The organism is Komagataeibacter saccharivorans, from assembly GCF_004348195.1.
Taxonomy (GTDB): Bacteria; Pseudomonadota; Alphaproteobacteria; order Acetobacterales; family Acetobacteraceae; genus Komagataeibacter; species Komagataeibacter saccharivorans.
Genome location: NZ_CP036404.1, coordinates 2,844,509 through 2,866,532 on the forward strand (window position 1 = coordinate 2,844,509; position 22,024 = coordinate 2,866,532).

The window sequence follows — 22,024 nt, forward strand, 5'->3', positions numbered from 1 at the left end:
GACCCGTCATCCTGCCGCTAGGAAGGTTGCCAGCGTGGGATACTGGCGCGAAAAGGGGTACGGAATTGTGGCGGGAGCGGACATGGATGAGCAGGGCCAACAGCGGTGCGATACGCCCGGCAGGCACGCCGCACGGCGCCATGGCGCGCTGCTGTCGGGTCTTGTAGCCCTTGGCCTTGTGTCAGGTGGTTCCGCCATGGCGCGCGATTACCGTGAACCGCCCCGCCAGACATGGAGTTTTCAGGGGCCGCTTGGGCATTTCGACATGGGCGCGGTCCAGCGCGGCTATACCGTTTACGCGCAGGTCTGCTCCGCCTGCCATGGCATGAAATCGGTTACCTATGGCGACCTTGCGGGCCTTGGCCTGAAGGAAAGCGATGTCGACGCCATAGCCCATGCCCATCATGTGCCAGCGGGCGTGGATGCCGGGGGGCACGCGCTTTCGCGCCCGGCCAGCGCGGATGACCACCTGCTTTCCCCCTATCCCGATGCCCGAACGGCGGCTGCGGCCAATCATGGCGTGATGCCGCCGGACCAGTCCCGGCTGGCGGTGGTCCATCCCGGTGGGGTGGACCGGATCTATGCGTTCCTGACCGGTTACGGCCAGCCTGCGCCCCCCGGCATGGTCGTGCCGCAGGGCATGTTCCACAATCCCTATGCCGCGCAGGGACTGACCGCCATGCCGCCGCCGCTGCATGAAGGCGGCGTGACCTACCCCGATGGCACACCGGCCACGGTTGCGCAGCAGGCGCGCGATGTCACCACTTTCCTTGCATGGGTGGCGACGCCGCACCTGACCGAACGCCACCGGCTGGGGGTGGGCGCGGTCGTGTTCCTTGTGTTCGTGCTTATTCTTTCCATCTGTCTGAAACGGAGAACATGGTCCAATGTCCCCTAATCCTGCCACTGACGAGCAGATCGAGCCGGTTATCGGCCTGATCGGCGGTTCCGGCCTGTATGATATCGAAGGTCTTGAGGACAAGGAGTGGCGCACGGTCGAAACCCCATGGGGCAAGCCGTCCGACCAGCTGCTGTTCGGTCGTCTGGACGGTGTGCGCTGCGTGTTCCTGCCCCGGCACGGGCGCGGGCATCCGCTGCCGCCGTCACGGCTGAATTACCGCGCCAATATCGATGCGCTGAAGCGTTCGGGCGTGACCGACATCGTGTCGCTTTCGGCTGTAGGCTCGCTTAAGGAAGAACTGCCGCCGGGCCATTTCGTGGTGATCGACCAGTTCATCGACCGTTCCTTCGCGCGCGAAAAGAGCTTTTTCGATACCGGATGCGTGGCCCATGTCGGCATGGCCGATCCGCTATGTCCGCGTATTGGCGACGTGCTGGAAGGCCAGTGTCGGGAACTGGGGCTGGATGTGACCCGTGGCGGTACCTATCTGGTCATGGAAGGACCGCAGTTCTCCACCCGTGCCGAAAGCAACCTCTACCGCTCATGGGGCTGTTCGGTTGTGGGCATGACCAACATGCCGGAAGCCAAGCTCGCCCGTGAGGCGGAGATCTGCTACGCGACCGTCGCCATGGTCACCGATTATGATTGCTGGCACGACGATCACGATAGCGTGACAGTGGATGCCGTGGTCAAGGTGATGCAGGAAAACGCAAGCCGCGCGCGGGCGCTGGTCCGTTCGGTCATCCCCCGGCTGGGGGCGAAGCGTGGGCCGTGTTACGCCGGTTGTGACCGTGCGCTGGAACACGCGCTGATTACCGCACCCGAAAAGCGTGATCCCGCCCTGCTGGCCAAGCTGGATGCGGTTGCGGGCCGTGTGCTGAACCGCGCTTGACTGGTGTGACTTTCCCGCTGCCGCAAGACAGGCAGCGGGATAAAGGGCCGGAAACAGCGTGTATCCGGCCCGTCGCCTTACCGGGGCGCCCCTTGAGGCCGTTTGCAAAGCCTGTCGGGAAATATCCAGAAATCATACGGACATTCCTGGTGAGGCTTTTTTCAAAAAGCCTTCGGAAGACGCCGCCTTTTTGAAAAAAGCGGCACCCAGAAACCTTCCTGTTTTTATTAAAGATTTCTTTTCAAACACTCGCTTACAGCCAGTGTTCAAAAAAGCTCAGGCTGCGCTGCATGGCCAGCGTGGCCGCCGCTTCGTCATATGACGGGCGATCCGTGCAGCCAAAGCCGTGATCGGCCCCTTCATAGGTGAAGATTTCAATATCCTCATGCGCGGCGCGGATGGCGTCCACATCGTTTGCGGGGATATGGGCATCTTCCGCCCCGAAATGGAGCTGCACGGGGCAGTTGGGCGTCTGGTTGCGGGTCGCGGCAATGCCGCCGCCGTACCAGGCGACCGCAGCGGAAAAGGTGGTTGTATGACATGCCGCTTCCCATGCCAGCTTGCCGCCCCAGCAGAAACCGATGATGCCCTTCTTTTCCGTGGTCAGGCACCCGGCGGCGGCGGTGAGGTCCCTCAGCGCGTTTTCCTCGCCCACCTCGGCACGCAGTTTCAGTCCTTCCTGCACGCCATTGCTGTCATAGGGCAGGATGGTATCGCGGCGGACACGGTCGAACAGCGCGGGTGCGATGGCCTGATAGCCCGCCTCTGCCAGGGAATCGCATACGGCGCGGATATAGGGCGTGATTCCGAAAATTTCCTGTACGACCACCACGCTGCGCGCGGCGTATGGGCGGCCTGCCCGGTAAGCGGAAAACGTATGCCCGTCTGCCGCGGTAACGGTTACGACTGCGCCCATGGTGGTCCCTCATTTCTTATCTGCATTGCGGGAAAAGAATGATGCCCGTTCCCGCCGCGTCAATATGAAACAGCGTGAAGGCGGGTTTTTCAAGGACTCCGACCCTGCAATGCGGGGAACCGGAATCGGGGGAGGGGCCGTGCCATGCGGTTGTATGGCAGCAGCCCACAGCTTTCGGTCATGAAAGCTTAATATGCGATAATATATTGATAATTAACGGTTAAATTGGTGGCTGTCCTGTCTGCTGCCGGGATTGTGCGATTTAGGCCTGTTCCAGCCATGCGGTGTTCTTGACACCCGTCGGGGTGCTTCCTATCTGGGTATTAGCACTCTCACGAGGGGAGTGCTAACGCGATGCGGCCTGGCGCGCGCGCCAAACCGGTGGCGTTGCTTAATTCAAGGGCGTTACCTTTTTTATAGATGTGGAGCGATCCATCCATGACGAAATTTCGTCCCCTGCATGACCGTGTGGTCGTCCGTCGCCTCAAGAGCGAGGAAAAAACAGCAGGTGGTATCATCATCCCTGAGACCGCCAAGGAAAAGCCGATGGAAGGCGAGGTGATCTCGGTGGGCGCAGGTGCCCGTAACGAACAGGGCCAGATCGTGGCGCTGGACGTGAAGGCGGGTGACCGCGTCCTGTTCGGCAAGTGGTCGGGCACGGAAGTGACGATCGACGGTGAAGAACTGCTGATCATGAAGGAAAGCGACATCATGGGCGTGGTCGGCTGACCACCCCGCGCTTTTCGCACCGAGTAACCTTTTAAAAAACCTTCCATACCGGAGAAAAGAAAATGGCAGCCAAGGACGTAAAGTTCGGCGGTGAAGCCCGCCAGCGCATGCTGCGCGGCGTTGATATCCTTGCGGATGCGGTAAAAGTGACGCTTGGCCCGAAGGGTCGTAACGTCGTTCTGGACAAGAGCTTCGGCGCGCCGCGCATCACGAAGGACGGTGTCTCCGTCGCCAAGGAAATCGAACTGGCCGACAAGTTCGAGAACATGGGCGCGCAGATGGTCCGTGAGGTCGCATCCAAGACCAACGACATCGCGGGCGACGGCACCACCACGGCAACCGTTCTGGCGCAGGCCATCGTGCGTGAAGGTGCCAAGGCTGTTGCCGCCGGCATGAACCCGATGGACCTCAAGCGCGGCATCGACAAGGCTGTCGGTGTTGTCGTTGAAGAGCTGAAGAAGAACGCGAAGAAGATCACGACCCCGGCTGAAACGGCACAGGTTGGCACGATTTCCGCCAATGGCGAGCATGAAATCGGCGAGATGATCTCCAAGGCCATGCAGAAGGTCGGCTCCGAAGGCGTCATCACGGTGGAAGAGGCCAAGGGCCTGCACACCGAGCTGGACGTGGTCGAGGGCATGCAGTTCGATCGTGGCTACATCTCCCCGTATTTCGTGACGAATGCGGAAAAGATGACCGTCGATCTGGACAGCCCCTACATCCTGATCCACGAAAAGAAGCTGTCCTCGCTGCAGCCGATCCTGCCGCTGCTCGAAGCGGTTGTGCAGTCCGGCCGTCCGCTGCTGATCATTGCGGAAGACGTTGATGGCGAAGCGCTGGCGACCCTGGTGGTCAACAAGCTGCGTGGTGGGCTGAAGATCGCCGCCGTCAAGGCGCCGGGCTTCGGTGACCGTCGCAAGGCCATGCTGGAAGACATCGCGATCCTGACCGGTGGCCAGGTCATCAGCGAAGACCTCGGCATCAAGCTGGAAAGCGTCACGCTGGACATGCTGGGCACCGCGAAGAAGGTGCACATCGACAAGGAAAACACCACCATTGTCGAAGGCGCTGGCAACAGCGAGGGCATCAAGGGCCGTTGCAGCCAGATCCGTGCGCAGATCGAGGAAACCACCTCCGACTACGACCGTGAAAAGCTGCAGGAACGCCTTGCGAAGCTGGCAGGCGGCGTTGCCGTGATCCGCGTCGGTGGTTCCACCGAGATCGAGGTGAAGGAACGCAAGGACCGCGTTGACGATGCCCTGCACGCGACCCGTGCGGCGGTTGAGGAAGGCATTGTCCCCGGCGGCGGCACCGCACTTGCCCGCGCATCCACCAAGCTGGGTGGCCTGCACTTCCATAACGACGACCAGCGCGTCGGTGCGGACATCATCCGCAAGGCCCTGCAGGCTCCGCTGCGCCAGATCGCCCACAACGCGGGTGAAGACGGTGCGGTCATCGCCGGCAAGGTTCTGGAAAACGACACCTACACCTTCGGTTTCGATGCCCAGATCGGCGATTATAAGGATCTGGTGGAAGCCGGTATCATCGACCCGATGAAGGTTGTCCGCACGGCGCTGCAGGATGCGGCTTCGGTTGCCGGCCTGCTCATCACCACCGAAGCGATGGTGGCCGAGCGCCCGGAAAAGAAGGCCCCTGCGATGCCGGAAGGTGGCATGGGCGGAATGGGTGGCATGGGCGGCATGGATTTCTGATCCACGCTGTTCCTGCGTGGCTCCCGCTGGGGGCCACCCGGACCGACGAAAAAAAGGGGGAAGGGCCAGTGGCCTTTCCCCCTTTTTTTATGCCCCGTGCATGGGGCATCGGCGTATGTGATGTCAGGAGTATTTGACATGGACGCCCATTTCATGCTGCCCCTATGGAGCACGAACGACGTGAAAGTGGCTGGGTGTTTTCCGGATGCCCCGTTTTTTTCATGGCCGTAAAGGCACGCGCCCGGATTCCCGGTATTAGGACCGGCAAGGATGGCGCTGGAGAAGAGACTGGCTATGGCTACCGGAAAAGTAAAATGGTTCAACGCGACCAAGGGTTTTGGCTTCATCATGCCTGATGATGGCGGCAAGGACGTGTTCGTCCACATCACCGCCGTTCAGGCCGCTGGCCTGCGTGGTCTGAACGAAGATCAGGCCGTCAGCTATGACATCGCCATGGAGCGCGGCAAGGCTGCTGCGACCAACCTCAAGGCGCTCTGACGTCTCTCCCGGTCAGGGGGGAAGGTCTGCGGGAACCAGATCAGGAAAGCTGGTCTGCGGAGGTATCGTGCGCCTGCAGGAACTCCGTAATTTCCCGTGCCGCGGCGCTCAGGCCAAGGCGGCGGACCATTACCCCCTCGGGAAAAGCCGACAGCAGGCGTGACGGGGTGCGCCTGTCCAGAAGGACGAATACGCCCCTGTCCTGCCGACTGCGGATCAGGCGACCAAACGCCTGACGCAGGCGCAGGCGGGCGATCATGTCGTCATAACGCCCCGGCGCCCCACCGGACAGGTGGATGCGGCGCTCCCGGTGCAGGATATCCGGGCGTGGCCACGGCACGCGCTCGAAGGCGACCAGCCGCAGCGCATCGCCCGGCACATCCACTCCATCCCGCATCGCATCGGTTCCCAGCAGGCAGGCATTGCGTTCACTGCGCAGGATGTCCACCAGTGTCGCGTTGTCCATCGGGTCCACATGCTGGGCAAACAGGGGTAGTCCCGCTGCTTCCAGCGGGGTGATGATGCGCCTGTAGACCTCGCGCAGCCGCGATATGGCGGTAAACAGCCCCAGCGCCCCGCCACCGGACGCCATGAACAGGGTGCGGTAGGCCCCGGCCAGCGCCGCCGGATCGTCATGGGCGACATCGGTGATGATGTAGGCACGGCTCTGCTGCGCATAATCGAACGGACTGGCAAAGGACGCCCTTATGGCGGGCGATGGCAGGTGGACCGCGCCTGATCGGGCTTCCGCCGCATCCCATGCGCGTTCGCTTTCTTCTTCCGTTCTGTTCCCGCCCGTTTCGTCGCGCAGGGTGGCGGATGTAATCAGCACCCCGTGGGCGGGGGCGGCCAGGACACTGGCAAACGGTATGGTCGGGTCCAGCCAGTGGCGATACAGCCCCACATCGCGCTCGCCGGGGTTCTGCCCGTCGCGCCTGTCCATGCGGATATAGTCGATATAATGCGGGGTCTCGCCTTCGGGCGGGCGTTCTCCGGCCTGCAGGGTGCCCAGCATGGCGCACCAGCCATCGACGCGGGACAGGGCACGGCGGCGGATGGAGCGGATCGCCGCCGCAATCCGTTCGCGCATGGGGGTGTCCAGCCAGTCCGCTTCGGTATCCAGCACTTCCTCCAGCCGCGCGACGAGCGTGCGCAGCGGCTCGGCCAGTCGTCGCAGGGCGCGTTCCAGTCCCTGTGCCGCCATGCGCAGGGAATCGGGCATCGGGTGCAGGTCGCATTCACTGTCGCTGCGACGCTGTCCGCCTTCGGGACTGCCCTGCGTGCGGGCGAGAACCTGCTGGCGCAGTTCATGCAGCAGCATTTCCGATGGATTGGACAGCACGGGTTCACCCGTACCGTCGGGCAGGTCGGTTGTGGGGACGGTGGCGGTCTTGCTTGCCGGGTCCTGCGCGGCAAGGCGTGCCGACCAGCCGGGGGCGGGCAGGGCGCGTGCCGCCATCAGGGCCGTATCAAGCGGGGTTTCGATGCGCGGGATGTGAACCAGCAGGTCTTCCAGCCGCCGCCGCAGGCCCCGCGCGCGTGACCGTGCCCCTTCGGCCCCCAGCAGCCAGCGCCGCAGTTCAGCCGCCTCCAGCCCGGACAGTTCAAGGGCGAAGGCGCTGTCGGCCGCATCAGCGATGTGATGCCCTTCGTCCATGATGTAGCGGGTAGGGGTATTGTCCTCGTTATTGGTGTCCGACCCGTCCAGCGCGTGCCATGCCGCCTGTGACATCACCAGCGCATGGTTGGCGATGACCAGATCGGCCGTGCGGGCACGGCGGATGGAATGTTCCACCATGCATTGCTGGTAATGCGGGCAGGCACCGTGAATGCATTCGCCACGCCTGTCGGCAATGCCGGTCAGCAGCCCGCGACCGAACAGGTCGGCAAACCAGCCCGGCAGATCGCCGCCAAACAGGTCGCCATCATCGGTATGGGCGACCCACAGGGCAACCAGCGCCAGCCCGATAATGGTGGCATTCGCCGCCTGCCCGCGGGAGAGGGCGATGTTCACGCTCTCCTCCATATTCAGCAGGCATAGATAGTTTTCGCGCCCCTTGCGTACGACCACATGGCTGCGGCGGATGGCGGGATCGGGGAACAGGCGGGCCAGTTCCGTCTCGATCTGGCGTTGCAGGTGCCGGGTATAGGTGCTGATCCACACAGCGCCCCCGTTGCGGCGCGACCAGATGCTGGCCGGTGCGACATAGCCAAGGGTCTTGCCCGTGCCGGTTCCCGCTTCCGCCAGTACCATGTGCGGATCGCCCTGCGTGGTGCGCGGGGCAAAGGCCCGGGCGGCAAGGTGGCTGAACGCTTCCTGCGCGGGGCGGTGTTCGGCCCCTTCGCCCAGAATGGCGCGCAGGTGGTCGCGGGCTTCATCCCCCGTTACCGGCTGGGCGGCTGGTGGTGGGCGGGGGGCAGTGTCCTCCCATTTGGGCAGGCGCGTCCAGACCTTCAGGGCTTCGGCGGGCTGGATCACGCCTGCGGGCAACGGCCCGGTCGCATCCAGTCCCAGCGCGGCACAGACGGATGGCCCCCATGCCCATCCCGCCTGCCGCATGCGCCATGCCAGCGCGGTCATGATACCGCCCTGTGGCGTGTTGCGGCTGCGGGCGATGTGACGCAGCAGTGCAAATGCCAGATCAGGCAGCAGGTCGGCCTCTGGCGCATCCAGCCGGTGTGCTGCAATACCCAGCGCCCCCCCAAGTCCACGCGCCGTGGGGGGCACGCCATGCGCGGGCATGGCGAAGGCGAACAGTTCCAGCAGGTCCAGCCATGGACAGGGGCGCGGCGGGGGCGGCAGGTCCAGCCTGCGCGCCGTGGCCGGGGCGTGAATGACCAGAATGGCCGGCCAGTGCGGCAGGTCACGCCGGATTTCGGCCGCCGTCATGGACAGGATTTCCCCATCCGGGGTCAGGACCGACCATGCGCCGTGCCGGGGAAGGATCGCCGGTGCGCTGTCCGGCAGGGGCGGGGTGTCTGGCATCTCGGTCAATGATATAGGGTACCTGTGGGCGTCTGTCGCCCGCCGCGTGTCAGATCATTATCATTGCTGCGTCCTGCGGTGTTGAATAGGATGGATTGACCCGCGTCATTCCTGCCCATAGCTTGCCGGTCCATGTCAGAACAGCATCGTCCCCTTATCTCGCCCCTCCCCAAGTCCTGGCCGTTTGAGGAGGCCGCCAAACTGTCCGCGCATGTTGGCGCGCGCGCTGTCACGGCGGATCGGCCCGTGCTGCTGGAAACGGGTTATGGTCCCTCCGGCCTGCCGCATATCGGCACGTTTGGCGAGGTCGCGCGCACATCATGGGTGCGTCAGGCCTTCACGAAGCTGACCGGCCTGCCCACGCGGCTGCTTGCGTTTTCCGATGATATGGACGCCCTGCGCAAGGTGCCAGAAAACGTGCCGAATCAGGAGATGCTGCACCAGTTCATCGGCAAGCCGCTTTCACGCGTGCCCGATCCGTTCGGCACGCACGAATCCTTCGCCGCGCATAACAACGCCCGTCTGCGCGCCTTCCTTGACGGGTTCGGATTCGAATATGAATTCGCGTCCTCCACCCTGTATTATGAAGGGGGGCGTTTCGACGCCGCCCTGAAGCGCGTGCTGGAAGTACACGACCAGATCGTGGCCGTGATCGCGCCGACACTGGGCGAGGAACGGCGTGCCACCTACTCCCCCGTCCTGCCCATCCATCCCCGTACCGGCCAGGTCATGCAGGTGAAGATGGATGCGATCGACCCGGTGGCGGGTACCGTGCGCTGGACGGATGAGGAAGGCGAGACCTTCGAGACCCCCGTAACGGGCGGCCATGCCAAGATGCAGTGGAAGGCCGACTGGGCCATGCGCTGGTATGCGCTGGGCGTTGACTATGAAATGTCGGGCAAGGATCTGATCGACAGCGTGCGCCTGTCAGGGAAGATCTGCCGCATCCTTGGCGGCCAGCCGCCTGCGGGCCTGACTTACGAGCTGTTTCTGGACCAGAACGGGCAGAAGATATCGAAGTCCAGGGGCAACGGGATTTCGGTTGAGGAATGGCTGCGTTACGCGCCCGCGGAAAGTCTCGGGCAGTATATGTTCAATGCCCCGCAGCGCGCCAAGCGCCTGTTCTTCGATGTCATTCCCAAGGCGACGGATGAATATCTGGCCCATGTCGGCAAGGCGAAGACGCTGCCTGCCGATGATGCGGCCCTCATGACCAACCCGGCGTGGTTCATCCATGCGGGCAATATTCCCGCGGATGCGGGCAGCCCGGTCACATTTGGCATGCTGCTCAACCTCGCATCCGTCGCGAATGCCGAGACGCCGGATGTGCTGTGGAAGTTCATCCAGCGTTACGATGCCGCCGCCACGCCGCAGAGCTGCCCCATGCTGGCGCGTCTGGTGGACCATGCCATCGTCTACTACGCCGATTTCGTGCGCCCGACGAAGCACTACCGCGCGCCCGAACCGCATGAGCGCAAGGCGCTGTCCGATCTGGCCGAAGCCCTGCGCGGGCTGGAGGGGGAGGAGGTTTCCCCCGATACCTGCCAGAACCTTGTGTTCGAGATTGGCAAGACCCATGGCTTCGAGCCGCTGCGTGCGTGGTTCGGCTGTCTGTATGAAGTGCTGCTTGGGCAGAAGGAGGGGCCGCGTTTCGGGATTTTTGTCGCGCTGTACGGGATTGCGGAAACCGTCGCCCTGATTGAGGCAGCCCTCCTCCGTGACGAGAGGGCCGCGGGCTAGGAGCCTGCCCATGGCCGAACGTCCTGAACATGACGCCATGGCCCATCCCGATGTGGATGATGGGGGAAAGGGCGTAATCCCCGCGCCCGCCAGGCGGGGACTGATACGGCATCTGCCGCACGTGCTGGGCCTGCTGCTGCTGGTTGCCGCCATTGTCGTGGTCCAGCGCGAGGTCCGCCACCTGCACTGGCACGACATAAGTCAGGCGCTTGCGGCCATTCCCGTCGGGACATTATGGGCCGGGGCGGGCTTTACGCTGCTGTCCTACCTTATCCTGTCGTTTTATGACTGGCTGGCCGTAAGGCAGGTGGGTTGCCCGCTGTCGTTCCGGCGCACGGCGTTTGCGGCTTTCTGTTCCTACGTCCTGTCGCATAATCTTGGTTTTTCGGCCATTTCGGGCGCGGCGGTGCGGTTCAGGCTGTATGGTAACTGGGGACTGAGACCATTTCAGGTTGCCCAGATCATTGCCTTCTGTTCCGCGACCTACCTGCTGGGGGCCGCCGTGCTGATCGGCAGCGTATTGCTGCTGGAGCCGGGGACGGTGCCCTTCATCGGCCAGACCCTGCCTTCCATCCTCATGCGTCTTGTGGGGGGTGCTATGTGGGGTGGCGTGATCGCTTATGTCATCATGGGCCGCTACGTGGACGAAATTCGGGTCTGGCGGTGGCAGATCACCTTCCCGTCCTCCGCCATGGCGGTGATGCAGACGGTGGTGGCGGCGCTGGAAGTCGCGGCGACGGCGGCCATCGCCTACACCTTTCTGCCATCCGCGCCGGGACTGGATTACGGGACGTTCCTGGCCATCTACATCGCATCCTATACGGCGGGTCTGGTGGCCAGCGTGCCGGGTGGGCTTGGCGTCTTTGACGGGACAATGATGCTGGCGCTGGGGGCTTACCTGCCCGCCACGCGCATCGTGACCGCCATCCTGATCTTCCGCCTGTTCTATTATATCGTCCCCCTGTTCGTGGCGGGCATCATGTTCGCCGCGCATGAAATATTCCTGCGCGGGGATGCAGCCCTGTCGCGCAAGGTCGGTGCGCGCAGGCCGCTGCGGGGGCCGCGCACGGACCGCCCCAGTCAGGTCATACGCGAAAGCGAGGCGGATTTTTCCGTGGCGGTTGCGACGGGGGCCGTCTCGCTCTGTGGCGGGATGCTGCTGGCCCTGACGCTGCTTGATCCTGAAGGCTGGATGAACGCAGGCCGCATGCAGCCTGCCTTTGTCCTGATGGGGGACTATCTGCTTTCCCTCATCGGGGTTGCGCTGATCGGTCTTGGCATCGGCCTGTCACAGCGTGTGACGCTGGCATGGAAGGCGACGATGGTGCTGCTGTCCATCGCCTGTGGCCTGACCCTGCTGCGGGGGTCGCCCATGGCGGTGCCGGGACTGCTTATGCTGGTCTGTATCCTGATCGCGCCATTCCGCGGGTCCTATTACCGGCATGCCCGGATCATGAGCGAGCCGCTGTCGTTCCAGACCATCCTGTCGCTTGTGCTGCTGATCGGCTCGATCCTGATCCTCGTGCTGGCGGGGCCGCATGATTCCGTTGGCGGTAGCTGGTGGGAAATCATGCTGTTCGCATCGCGTCCCGGCATTGCCCAGTGGACGCTGGGGCTGGCGGTCATGCTCGGGCTGGTCATGATTGTGCGGCTGGTGCGGCCCGGCGGCATCCATGTGCTGCCATGGGATGCCGAAACGCAGGCGCAGTATGGTGGCCTTGACCATGCCCTTGACGTGTTGGGGGAGGTTACGCCTGTCCCATCGGGGGCGATACCGGGCGCACGGCGGGAGGCGCTGCTGCCTTTCGTGCGCGTGGGTGTCTATCTGATCGGACTGGGGGACCCGGCGGGGGATGCGGATGACTGCACATCCGCCATATGGTGGCTGCGTGACCTTGCGGTGCAGGAAGGGCGCAGACCGGTCTTCTGGCGTGTAGGCATGACATTGCTGCCTGTCTATAATGAGCTGGGGCTGACATCATGGCCGCTGGTGACTGAGGGGGAGGACGCTTCCCCTTCGTTCCTGTGTGCGGCCGCCCGGGACCTGCCTGCGATACGCCCCCTTCTGGCACGGACCTTCGCGCCATCGGGACAGGTGGAAGACTGATGGACGTTTCACCCGGCTGAAGGATACGCTCATGACGGCGCATGACGGGCTGCTTACCCATTTTTCCACAGTTGTCGGGTTGCCCAGCCTGTCGGGCGCGTTCCTTATGGCGTTTCCCGCGCTGTTTTCCATTGTCAATCCGTTGGGGGCCGCACTTATCTTCGCGCAGGTCACCAGCGGGCATGACCGGCACCTGTGCATTGCCCTTGCGCGTCAGGTCGCATTCTATTCCGCCATGCTGATGCTGGCCTCGATCTGGATCGGCGGGTCCGTTCTGTCCTTTTTCGGTATCAGCATCAATGCGTTGCGCATCGCCGGGGGACTGGTGGTGGCCGTGCGGGCCTGGTCCCTGCTTCAGGCCCCGGAAACCGAGGAAGCCCGAAAACAGGCCCAGGCGACACAGAACAATCACGCCCAGATCAGCAGCAACATGATGGGGCAGGCATTTTTCCCGCTGACCATGCCCTTTACCGTAGGGCCAGGAACCATTGCCGTTGCCATCGCGCTGGGATCGGAAGGGCCAACCGGGGGCAGCCACATCGTCTTTTATGGCGTGCTGTCAATCGCAGCCCTTCTGGTGGCAGCCATCGTGTGGGCGGCTTACGCCTATGCCGAACAACTGCTCTGCCTGCTGGGCAAGACCGGCACCCGTATTGTCTCACGCCTCGCGGCGCTGATCCTGCTGTCCATTGGCGTGCAGATCCTGATTACGGGCGTGCAGGGCGTGGCGCTGTCCACCGCCCACGCCATTCTGGCGGCAGCAGGGGAATAGAGCCGCGCAAAACGGATCAGACTGACTACACCGGCACGACTGGCGGAATGGCGGGCACGGGGCGCCCCGCCAGAACAGCCTGCACACACGCACGCAGGGCGGGCAACACATCATGTCCGAATTGCGGGGTGCGGCGTTCCCACGCCCCCGTGCGCCATGAGGGATGTGGCAGCGGGAAATAACGGGGCAGGTAGCGCCGGAAATCCAGAGAGCGATCACTGACCCGGCCCGGTCCGAGAATGTGGTTCTGCGCATAACTGCCCACTACGAGCGTCAGTTCAAGGCCTGGCATCTGCGCCATGATGCGCGCACGCCATTGGGGTGCACATTCCGGCCGCGGCGGGCAATCGCCCCCCTTGGGCAGCCGACCGGGATAACACAGGCCCATGGGCACGATCGCAATGCGGCTGACGTCATAAAACGTGGCGCGATCTATGCCCATCCATGCACGCAGCCTGTCGCCGGAGGCATCATTGAAGGACTGGCCGGTTTCATGCACGCGTGTTCCGGGGGCCTGACTGGCAATCAGCAATCGCGCCGTGCGGGAAATATGGAGCACCGGCCGTGGTCCCAGCGGCAGATCCGCGCGGCAGAGCTGACAGGCGCGGATGGATTCCAGCAGCGTTTCCAGTGTCTCGTCGGCCATATCCTGAGCCCTATTTTTCCAGCAGTTCGCGCACCCATGCGCTTACGGTGCGGGTCGCGGGACCGGGCACGACCTGATCGAAAGGGGAAGGCCCGTGTGGGATATCAAGATTGAACAGCATCGTATCCGCATGCCCCGCGACACTGTCCACAAAGCCTGCGGCCGGATAAACGGTGCCGGAGGTGCCGATGGCGACGAACAGGTCACATTCCGCCAGGCGGGTGCTGATGGCTTCCATATGATAGGGCATTTCCCCAAACCAGACGATGTCGGGCCGCAGTGATGGCGTATGGCACACAGGGCAGGGTGTCTGGGGATAACAGTCTTCCCGCCATACAGGTTTCGCGTGGCAATGGGTGCAGCGCAGGCGCAGCAGTTCGCCATGCATATGGATCACATTATGACTGCCTGCGCGTTCATGCAGGTCGTCTATGTTCTGCGTCACGATCGTAATCTGACCCGCCCAGCGTCCTTCCCGTCCGGCACGTTCCAGATCGGCCAGCGCGTAATGGGCAGCGTTGGGCTGCACGGTGGAGAGCTTGCTGCGCAGGCCGTTATAGAAACGGTCCACGCGCAGGGGATCGCGCTGGAAGCCCTGAGGGGTGCAGATATCCTCGATCCGTTCGTTGTTCCACAACCCGTCCGGGCCACGGAAAGTCTGCAAGCCGGATTCCTGGCTGATGCCTGCCCCGGTCAGGACCACAATGCGCTGCATGCCGGTATCTTCCCTTATGGTTGCGAAAGGGGGAGTGTGCGGGATCGGCAGACATAAGAAAACCGCCATGGACAGGGTCCATGGCGGTTTTCCGTAACGTATCAGGAGTGGGCGACCCCGTTGGGGCCACCCGACCGGCATTACTGCGCGGCGTCCTGACCGGTATGCGTCTGCGGTGCGAAGGTCCAGCCTGCGCCATAAGGCTGCGGCAGGAAGACCGACCAGCCACTGCTCATGCTGTTCCAGCCCGAGCTGGAAACCGGCGCACCCGTGTCACGCAGCTTGGTCACGTCGGCGGCGGTAACGGTGCCCGGCGCCTTGTTGCCCCAGCTTGTGCGGATGAAGTTGACCACGTCAGCAATCTGCTGTGCGGACAGCGACTTGCTGTAACCCGGCATGGCCACCGCGGACGGCGCCCAGTTGCTCGGCGGCAGCACGCCACCATGTGCGATCACGTTCACCAGCGAGGTCGGGTTCTCGGTCACGACGACCGGGTTGCCAGCCAGCGGCGGGAACATGCGGGCTACACCACCACCGTCGTTACGGTGACAGATGGCGCATTCCTTCACATACGTATCGGCACCCGGAACGCTGGCGGTGTTACCCGAAGCCAGCATGTTCGCGGTGGACGGGTCGTATGTGTAGTTGCCCTGCGACGGCGGAACCGGCGGCAGGCTCTTCAGGTACTTCGCGATGGCGTGCAGATCGTCATCGGTGAAGTACTGGGTGCTCCATGCCACCACATCGCCCATGCCACCGAACACGGCGGAGTGGTCGATACGGCCGGACTTGAGGAAGGTGTAGATATCATCCTCGGACCAGCGGCCCAGACCCACGACCGGGTCGTTACGCAGGCTGGGTGCGACCCAGTTGTCGATCGGTGCGCCACCGGCCAAGAAGTCAGGCCCACCGGACGCATCCAGAGCCTTTTCCTGCATGGCGAAGCCGCGCGGTGTATGGCACGCGCCGCAATGTCCCGGACCCGTCACAAGGTAATCACCACGGGCAATATCGGCATCCGTGCCGGGTGCAGGGGTGTAGTCCTTGGGCGAGGGCGAGAACATCATGCGCCAGATGCCCAGCGGCCAGCGCATCGACATCGGCCAGGAAATGTCCGGCTGCTTGTTAGGCTGCGCCGCCGGCTTCACCCCGTGCATGAAGTACGCATACAGCGCCTGCATGTCTTCCTTCGTCATACGCGAGAAGGCGGGATACGGCATGGCCGGATACAGGGTGGAGCCGTCCTTGCGGATACCGTGGCGCACAGCTTCGTCGAATTCTTCGAAGGTGTAGCGGCCGATACCGTAGGTCGGGTCCGGGGTAATGTTTGTGGAGTAAATCGTGCCGATCGGGCTCTTGATTTCAAGCCCACCTGCATAGGCCTGACCGTGGAGAGCGGTATGACATGCTACGCAGTCACCCAGTCGCGCGACATACGCCCCTTTCTCGACTAGCGCGGAGTCGGCATTGGGCGTCTGAGCCAATGCCGTCCCTGCCAGCAGACTAAACGCTGCCGCGCTGAATGTCACCTTAAGCCTGTTGATCATTATGTTCACCATCATGCGTCGCGTTGATGCGAAAAATTGTCAAAACCGGGATTATGGCAGCTGCTCGGGAATACCGGCAGCATTCTTCCGGGCATCAACTTCCCTCTGATAGGTCTCGTTCGCACGCTTGATCAGGAACTGACGGATATCTTCAATCTCGTTCGGATTCATGCTGCTGTCGAAGCGATCCATGCCATAGGCGGTAAGCGCGCCACGACCGACAACATTGTAGAACGCATCTTGGTGGCGGATGGAGCCGGACCAGCGCAGGTCAGGCAGCACGCCAGCACCTTCCGCATTGTCGCCATGGCAGGCGGCGCAATAGGTCTGGAACTGGAAGTAGCCGTTATCCGTGCGGGCCGCATCAAACTGTGCCGGCGGCTTGACGGGCAGGAAGCCTTCGTCGTTCTGCTTGGGCAGAGGACCGGACTTGCCGTCGAGCGAGAAGGCAATGATGCGCGAGTGGTTGACGGTCCAGCCACTGGTACGGGCCAGGCCACCAAGGAAGAACGGATAGATGCCGCCCCAGCCCACTTCAACCGCAACATACTGCTTGCCCTTGGCAAGGTAGGTCACGGGCGGTGCGATGATGCCGCTGTCAGCCGCGAAGTGGAACAGGTCGGAACCGTTCGTCGCGTCATAGGCGTGGAATTCACCGTTCGCCAGGCCCTGGAACAGCAGGTCGCCGCCAGTCGCCAGGATACCGCCGTTCCACGGACCCTTGTGGTCCACGCGCCAGGCTTCCTGCTGCTTCTGCGGATCCCATGCCAGAATGTAACCCTTCAGGTCCTTAACAAAGGCCTGCTTGGCTTCCGGGGAGTCGGGGATACCGACCTTGTTCATGTCCAGACCAAGGTTCCAGCTATCCGGATGCGGGGTGAACCCGCCGACCTGGTTGGTGTACAGGAACGGAACCTGCTGCGCGGGGATGTAGACCAGCCCGGTCTTGGGGCTGAACGCCATGGCCGCGAAGTTATGGCCGCCAAGGTCACCCGGAATGCCGTACCAGTCCTTGCCCGTAAGCGTGTAGAGCGCGTCGGGGTTGTAGATCGGACGACCCGTCTTCGGATCGAGGCCGCTGGCCCAGTTCACGTAAACATAGTTCTTGCCCGAGATGAACTCGCCGGTCTTCGCATCGATGATGTAGAAGAAGCCGTTCTTCGGCGCATGAACGATGACGTGGCGGGTCTCACCGTTGATCGGCAGATCAAGCGTCATGATCTGCTGGACCGAGGTGAAGTCCCACTGATCCATCGGCGTTTCCTGGAAATGCCAGACGTATTCGCCGGTTTCCGGCTTCAGTGCGACGATGCTGCCCAGGAACAGGTTGTCGCCCTTACCTTCGGAACGGTACTTGTAGTTCCACGGCGAACCGTTGCCGACACCCAGATAGACCAGGTCGGTCACGGGGTCATACACGATGGAATCCCACACCGTGCCGCCGCCGCCCTGACGGGTCCAAGCGCCGGTCGGGCTCCAGGTCTGGTAGGCCTTGTTCATCAGCACGCTGTCGGATGCAGCATGGTCCGGTTCGTTCTTGGGGTTTGGAACCGTGAAGAAGCGCCAGTCAACCTTGCCTGTTTCCGCGTCGAACGCGGTGACAAAGCCACGGGCACCAAATTCGGAACCACCGTTACCGATGATCACGCGGCCCTTGGCGACGCGCGGCGCGCCGTCAACGGTGTAGGAACGCTGCTTGCCCAGTTCGGCTTCGGGCGGAATGGTGTTGACGCTCCAGACCAGCTTGCCGGTCTTGGCATCAAGGGCGATCAGACGGCCGTCGAACGTGCCGAAATAGACCTTGCCATTCCAGTAGGCCGCGCCACGGTTGACCGTGTCACAGCAGCCCTTGTCAGCGATGTTGCCGGGCACGCGCGGGTCATAGGACCACAGCAGCTTGCCGGTTGCGGCGTCGACGGCTTTCATCATGCTCCAGTTGGTGGTGGCATACATGACGCCATCAACAACCAGGGGCGTGCCTTCCTGGCCACGGTTGGTATCGAGATCCAGATACCAAGCCAGCTTCAGGTTACCGACATTGGAACGGTTGATCTGATCCAGCGGGCTGTAACGCTGTTCAGAATAGGTGCGGCCATAGGTCATCCAGTTGCCGGGGTGATCATCAGCATGGATGATCGCTTCCCCTGTGGCGCCCTGTCCCTCATCCGCCGATGCCATGGTGGCATAGCCGGAGATGAGAGCCGCACATATCGTTCCGGCTGTAAGCGTTCTGCTCAGAGAACGTCTTTTTCCGAAAACGGCAGAAATCATATGTGATGTCCTCAGAAAAACTAACGGTTTCGAATTCAGGACGCCGCCGCTGCAACTTTCTGCCGGGGCAGGTTTTCTGACTGTATCGGTCTGGAAAGCAGGCAGAACAGGCTTCCTTGACCGACAGACAGGAACCGGCTTCGGGCAGGAGAAAAGCAGGTAGTCCGTTTCACCCGAACATACTGAGGCTGTGCCGCCCGTCTCCTGACATTTTAGTGTTCGAGATCACTAAAACGTGAATATGCTGTCAGATAAGCAATGAAACAGATAACTGGATTTTTCAGGGATATTCGTAAACTTTCTTGATATTCCGGGGAAAAATGAAAAACGGGTTGTTCTCGTTTCGATAGGGCGTCCACAAAGAATGGTACGGAATATATTTTTATTATCCACAATACGAATAACTGGATAGTTCCCGAGACTCCTGATTTTTCCCGCTGCGTGACGTTCCCGTGCAAGAATCAGGGATGCAGGGGATAATGCTCCAGCGGCTCGTAGAAGGGCATGTCTCCATGCCTCAGGGAGCGAAACAGCGTGAAATGACCGATGCTCTGTGCATCGCAGGCGGGCGGGGGTGTAACGAGCCATCGTTGCCGACGTACCGGGTCTGGATGGCGCATCTGTCCCAGCGAGATATGGGGAACAAAGCGCCGGATGGGCCTTGCCGCCCCTGACTGCTCCGAACCTGCCTTGCCGAAAGGGGAGGGGAGGCGCGTCATCGTTGCGCGTATCCTGTTTTGCAGGTGGACAAGGGCGGAGTCAGGCGCGCAGCCCATCCACAGGGTATCCGGCCCCTGTCGTGTTGCTGGTTCGAACAGACCGGGCACTGTCAGGATCAAGGAAGGTGGGGCAGCACGGATGGCGGAAAGGGCATGATGCATTTCCTCCAGAAAGTGCCCGTGCGTAACCTCGCCTACGAAATGCAGTGTCAGGTGATAGGATTCCGGCGGGTACCACGCCACATCCGGCAGGCTGCCCCGCAATTCGCCAAGGGTGTGCGCCAGGGCAGAGGGAAGTTCCAGACCAATGAAAAGACGCATGAAGAACCTGTTGGGCAGAATGAAAACGGCATATGCCGCATTTTGACATGTACAGTATATATAGGCCCGGAGCGGCGGCGTATGTGTTGCCGTATTGTAATGTATTGGACACGCCCAGGTTCTTGAACGTGTTCTACCATGTTCCCACATTGGGGTAGAGGCACGTCGGTCAACGACGTGGAGGAAGGAAACACAATGGCTTTTGGCCCTGATTCGCGGAGTTTCATCCGCCCCGCCGCTGATAGCGCCGCAGGTTCCGTGGATATGGGCCTTCGGGCCTATATGCTGCGAGTCTATAACTGGATGGCATCAGGTCTGGTCCTGACGGGACTGGTTGCGTACCTGATCGCCAATACCAGCCTGCAGGCCCTGTTCTTCCAGCATGTGCCAACCCCGATGGGTATGGCGATCAAGCCGACCGGTCTGGCCATGCTGGCCATGATTGCGCCGCTTGGTTTCGTCATGGTTATGTCGTTCGGCGTGAACCGGCTGTCCACTCAGGCCGTGCAGACGCTGTTCTGGCTGTTCTGCGGGGTGATGGGGGCAAGCCTGTCCAACATCTTCCTGGTTTTCACCGGCGTTTCGGTCACGCGGGTTTTCTTCATCACCGCAGCGACATTCTGCACCATGTCGATCTGGGGCTACACGACTCGTACTGACCTGAGCCGGTTCGGTTCGTTCTTTATGATGGGTCTGTTCGGCCTCATCATCGCGGGGGTGGTGAACATGTTCCTTCACAGCCCTGGCCTGTATTTCGTCTATAGCGCCGTTGGTGTGCTGCTGTTTGTCGGCCTGACCATGTTCGATACCCAGCGGATCAAGGCGACTTACCAGCAGCTTGCCTATTATGAAGGTGCGGATCAGGCTGCGAAGCGGTCGGTATATGATGCGCTGAACCTGTATCTGAACTTCATCAACCTGTTCCAGTTCCTGCTTCAGTTCATGGGTGTGCGCAACAGCAGCAACGACTGATGGCAGGAGTCCTGCCTTTTCAGACCGATAAGGTGCGGTTTATGAAATGGAAAGGGTCGTCGCGAAAGCGGCGGCCCTTTTTGCATGGAAAGAGGGTCCGGGTATCGGTTTGGGTAAAAAAGATAAGACTTATTCAGATATGGAAATTATAAGATGACGAGAGTGTGAGGTTAATGACACGCCCGTAATTACCTGTAAAACAATGTTTTTTTTAGATAAATTCTTCCTTCTGTAATTTTCTGAAATATTATGTGAAGGCTTGCCTCTAAGGGCATTCCGGTCGGATAACCCTTGAATAGAAAAACTATATGAAAGGGTGAGCGGCACAGGACATGCGCTTCAGCACACAGGACGGCATCGCGATTTATGGTCCGATCTGCCCTGACAGTAATAATTACGTAAGGTCTGGCGGGCCGTATTGATCAAGATCATGGTCAGCCGGTCGGCAACTAACTCATGACGGATGCAAACCGGAAAAGGGTCGATTGTCCCCTTTCGGAAGTCGACGTGGGCGCGATGTCGCTGGGTGCCGGGGGAAAGGCGATGCATTTTCCCTGCCGAGCGTATAACGTGACCGTTGTTGTCTAAGCCCGTGGATGAAGCGAGGATGTGAGCAAAACAGGGTGATGTCGAAACCAACGAGGCGTGAGATGAAGAAAAAAATCTTGCCAAGATTAACTAAGCTAGTGAGTTTATCTTCGGCAGTGCTGTTAGCAGGCTGCACGTGGGATACACTTGACCCCAAGGGCGTGATCGGTCTTCAGGAAAAAAGCCTGATCCTGACTTCGGTGTTCGCGATGCTGCTGGTCGTTGTGCCGGTCTGTATCCTGACACTGGTGTTCGCCTGGCACTACCGTCAGTCCAATACGGCTGCGGAATATCTGCCGAAATGGTCGCATTCCAACAAGATCGAGGTGATCATCTGGGCCGTTCCCAGCCTGATCATCCTGTTCTTGGCGGTACTGACCTATCAGACCTGTCATTCGCTTGACCCGTACAAGCCCCTTGAAGCAGAGGCTAACGTCAAGCCAATTCATGTCGATGTTGTGGCACTGGACTGGAAATGGCTCTTTATCTATCCGGATGAAGGGATCGCGACCGTAAACCAGATGGCCATGCCGGTGAATACGCCGGTTGACTTCCGGATCACCTCTGATTCCGTGATGAATTCTTTCTTCATCCCGCGTCTCGGTACGATGATCTACGCCATGGCCGGCATGCAGACACAACTGCACCTGATTGCCAACGAAGCGGGTGACTTCCTGGGTGAGTCCTCCAACTTCAGCGGTCGTGGCTTCTCCGACATGCGCTTCCGTGCGCTGGCAATGCCGGCGGACCAGTACAGCGCGTGGGTCGAGAAGGTGAAGGCTTCTTCCGAGCAGCTGGACAGCGCAAGCTATCCCAAGCTGGCCGCGCCGAGCGAGGCCAACCCGGTTGAATACTTCTCGCATGTCGACACAGGTCTCTTCGATGACATCGTTGCCAAGTACAACAACGGCATGGTCATGGATAAGAGCACCGGCAAGATGCTGCACGTGCAGCAGTCCGCGATGTCCGACATGAACATGAAGGAATAGGAC

Annotated in this window: 17 protein-coding genes; 10 read left to right on the top strand and 7 right to left on the bottom strand. The window is 61.4% G+C overall.

Going from position 1 to position 22,024, the window contains the following annotated elements:
* Positions 1-82 precede the first annotated feature (82 nt).
* Positions 83-898 carry a cytochrome c1 gene (locus KSAC_RS13085; protein WP_132305762.1) on the top strand — a complete coding sequence of 272 codons (816 nt, stop codon included), beginning with the start codon at positions 83-85 and terminating at the stop codon, positions 896-898.
* Complete coding sequence (locus tag KSAC_RS13090) at positions 888-1,793, top strand: S-methyl-5'-thioadenosine phosphorylase (RefSeq protein ID WP_102324532.1); 906 nt, start codon at positions 888-890, stop codon at positions 1,791-1,793. Before KSAC_RS13085 ends, KSAC_RS13090 begins: the two co-directional genes overlap by 11 nt.
* Before the next feature lie 253 nt (positions 1,794-2,046).
* Here the strand turns inward: KSAC_RS13090 and KSAC_RS13095 are convergent, their stop codons facing one another.
* Positions 2,047-2,709, bottom strand: a complete 663-nt coding sequence (locus tag KSAC_RS13095; protein ID WP_102324531.1) for a dienelactone hydrolase family protein — start codon at positions 2,707-2,709, stop codon at positions 2,047-2,049.
* Between the two features lie 438 nt (positions 2,710-3,147).
* On the opposite strand from KSAC_RS13095, the gene groES reads away from it, so the two are divergent.
* From groES to KSAC_RS13110, 3 genes are all read left to right on the top strand, one after another.
* On the top strand, positions 3,148-3,438 hold the full coding sequence (groES, locus tag KSAC_RS13100) for a co-chaperone GroES (protein ID WP_102324530.1): 291 nt from the start codon (positions 3,148-3,150) through the stop codon (positions 3,436-3,438).
* 62 nt (positions 3,439-3,500) lie between these two features.
* A complete protein-coding gene (groL, locus tag KSAC_RS13105) occupies positions 3,501-5,150 on the top strand; it encodes a chaperonin GroEL (protein ID WP_102324529.1) in 1,650 nt (549 codons plus the stop codon).
* 294 nt (positions 5,151-5,444) lie between these two features.
* Positions 5,445-5,648 (top strand): cold-shock protein, encoded by a 204-nt coding sequence (locus KSAC_RS13110; protein WP_010507660.1) that lies wholly within the window; start codon positions 5,445-5,447, stop codon positions 5,646-5,648.
* A gap of 40 nt (positions 5,649-5,688) precedes the next feature.
* Here the strand turns inward: KSAC_RS13110 and KSAC_RS13115 are convergent, their stop codons facing one another.
* Positions 5,689-8,634 carry an ATP-dependent DNA helicase gene (locus tag KSAC_RS13115; protein WP_102324528.1) on the bottom strand — a complete coding sequence of 982 codons (2,946 nt, stop codon included), beginning with the start codon at positions 8,632-8,634 and terminating at the stop codon, positions 5,689-5,691.
* Between the two features lie 132 nt (positions 8,635-8,766).
* On the opposite strand from KSAC_RS13115, the gene KSAC_RS13120 reads away from it, so the two are divergent.
* From KSAC_RS13120 to KSAC_RS13130, 3 genes are read left to right on the top strand one after another with little or no spacing between them, the layout of a single operon-like run.
* Entirely contained in the window at positions 8,767-10,374 is a 1,608-nt protein-coding gene (locus KSAC_RS13120; protein WP_132305764.1) for a lysine--tRNA ligase, read from the top strand.
* Positions 10,375-10,384: 10 nt separating this feature from the next.
* Positions 10,385-12,481, top strand: a complete 2,097-nt coding sequence (locus KSAC_RS13125) for a lysylphosphatidylglycerol synthase domain-containing protein (RefSeq protein WP_408884734.1) — start codon at positions 10,385-10,387, stop codon at positions 12,479-12,481.
* Positions 12,482-12,512: 31 nt separating this feature from the next.
* Positions 12,513-13,253 (top strand): MarC family protein, encoded by a 741-nt coding sequence (locus tag KSAC_RS13130; RefSeq protein WP_132305766.1) that lies wholly within the window; start codon positions 12,513-12,515, stop codon positions 13,251-13,253.
* Positions 13,254-13,278: 25 nt separating this feature from the next.
* Here KSAC_RS13130 and KSAC_RS13135 read toward each other — a convergent pair whose 3' ends face one another.
* From KSAC_RS13135 to thpR, 5 genes are all read right to left on the bottom strand, one after another.
* Positions 13,279-13,899, bottom strand: a complete 621-nt coding sequence (locus tag KSAC_RS13135) for a uracil-DNA glycosylase family protein (RefSeq protein WP_102324524.1) — start codon at positions 13,897-13,899, stop codon at positions 13,279-13,281.
* A gap of 10 nt (positions 13,900-13,909) precedes the next feature.
* The gene (locus KSAC_RS13140) at positions 13,910-14,614 is read right to left on the bottom strand and encodes an NAD-dependent deacylase (protein WP_132305768.1); all 705 of its coding nucleotides are present in this window, start codon (positions 14,612-14,614) and stop codon (positions 13,910-13,912) included.
* Between the two features lie 140 nt (positions 14,615-14,754).
* On the bottom strand, positions 14,755-16,161 hold the full coding sequence (locus KSAC_RS13145; RefSeq protein ID WP_243705224.1) for a c-type cytochrome: 1,407 nt from the start codon (positions 16,159-16,161) through the stop codon (positions 14,755-14,757).
* 51 nt (positions 16,162-16,212) lie between these two features.
* Complete coding sequence (locus tag KSAC_RS13150) at positions 16,213-18,432, bottom strand: PQQ-dependent dehydrogenase, methanol/ethanol family (protein ID WP_102324521.1); 2,220 nt, start codon at positions 18,430-18,432, stop codon at positions 16,213-16,215.
* Between the two features lie 461 nt (positions 18,433-18,893).
* A complete protein-coding gene (thpR, locus tag KSAC_RS13155; RefSeq protein ID WP_132305770.1) occupies positions 18,894-19,472 on the bottom strand; it encodes an RNA 2',3'-cyclic phosphodiesterase in 579 nt (192 codons plus the stop codon).
* 195 nt (positions 19,473-19,667) lie between these two features.
* Between thpR and KSAC_RS13160 the strand changes: the two genes are divergently transcribed.
* Together KSAC_RS13160 and cyoA are read left to right on the top strand one after the other, a co-directional pair.
* Positions 19,668-20,444 carry a Bax inhibitor-1/YccA family protein gene (locus KSAC_RS13160; RefSeq protein ID WP_162900386.1) on the top strand — a complete coding sequence of 259 codons (777 nt, stop codon included), beginning with the start codon at positions 19,668-19,670 and terminating at the stop codon, positions 20,442-20,444.
* Positions 20,445-21,094: 650 nt separating this feature from the next.
* Complete coding sequence (cyoA, locus tag KSAC_RS13165; protein WP_102324519.1) at positions 21,095-22,021, top strand: ubiquinol oxidase subunit II; 927 nt, start codon at positions 21,095-21,097, stop codon at positions 22,019-22,021.
* Positions 22,022-22,024 lie beyond the last annotated feature (3 nt).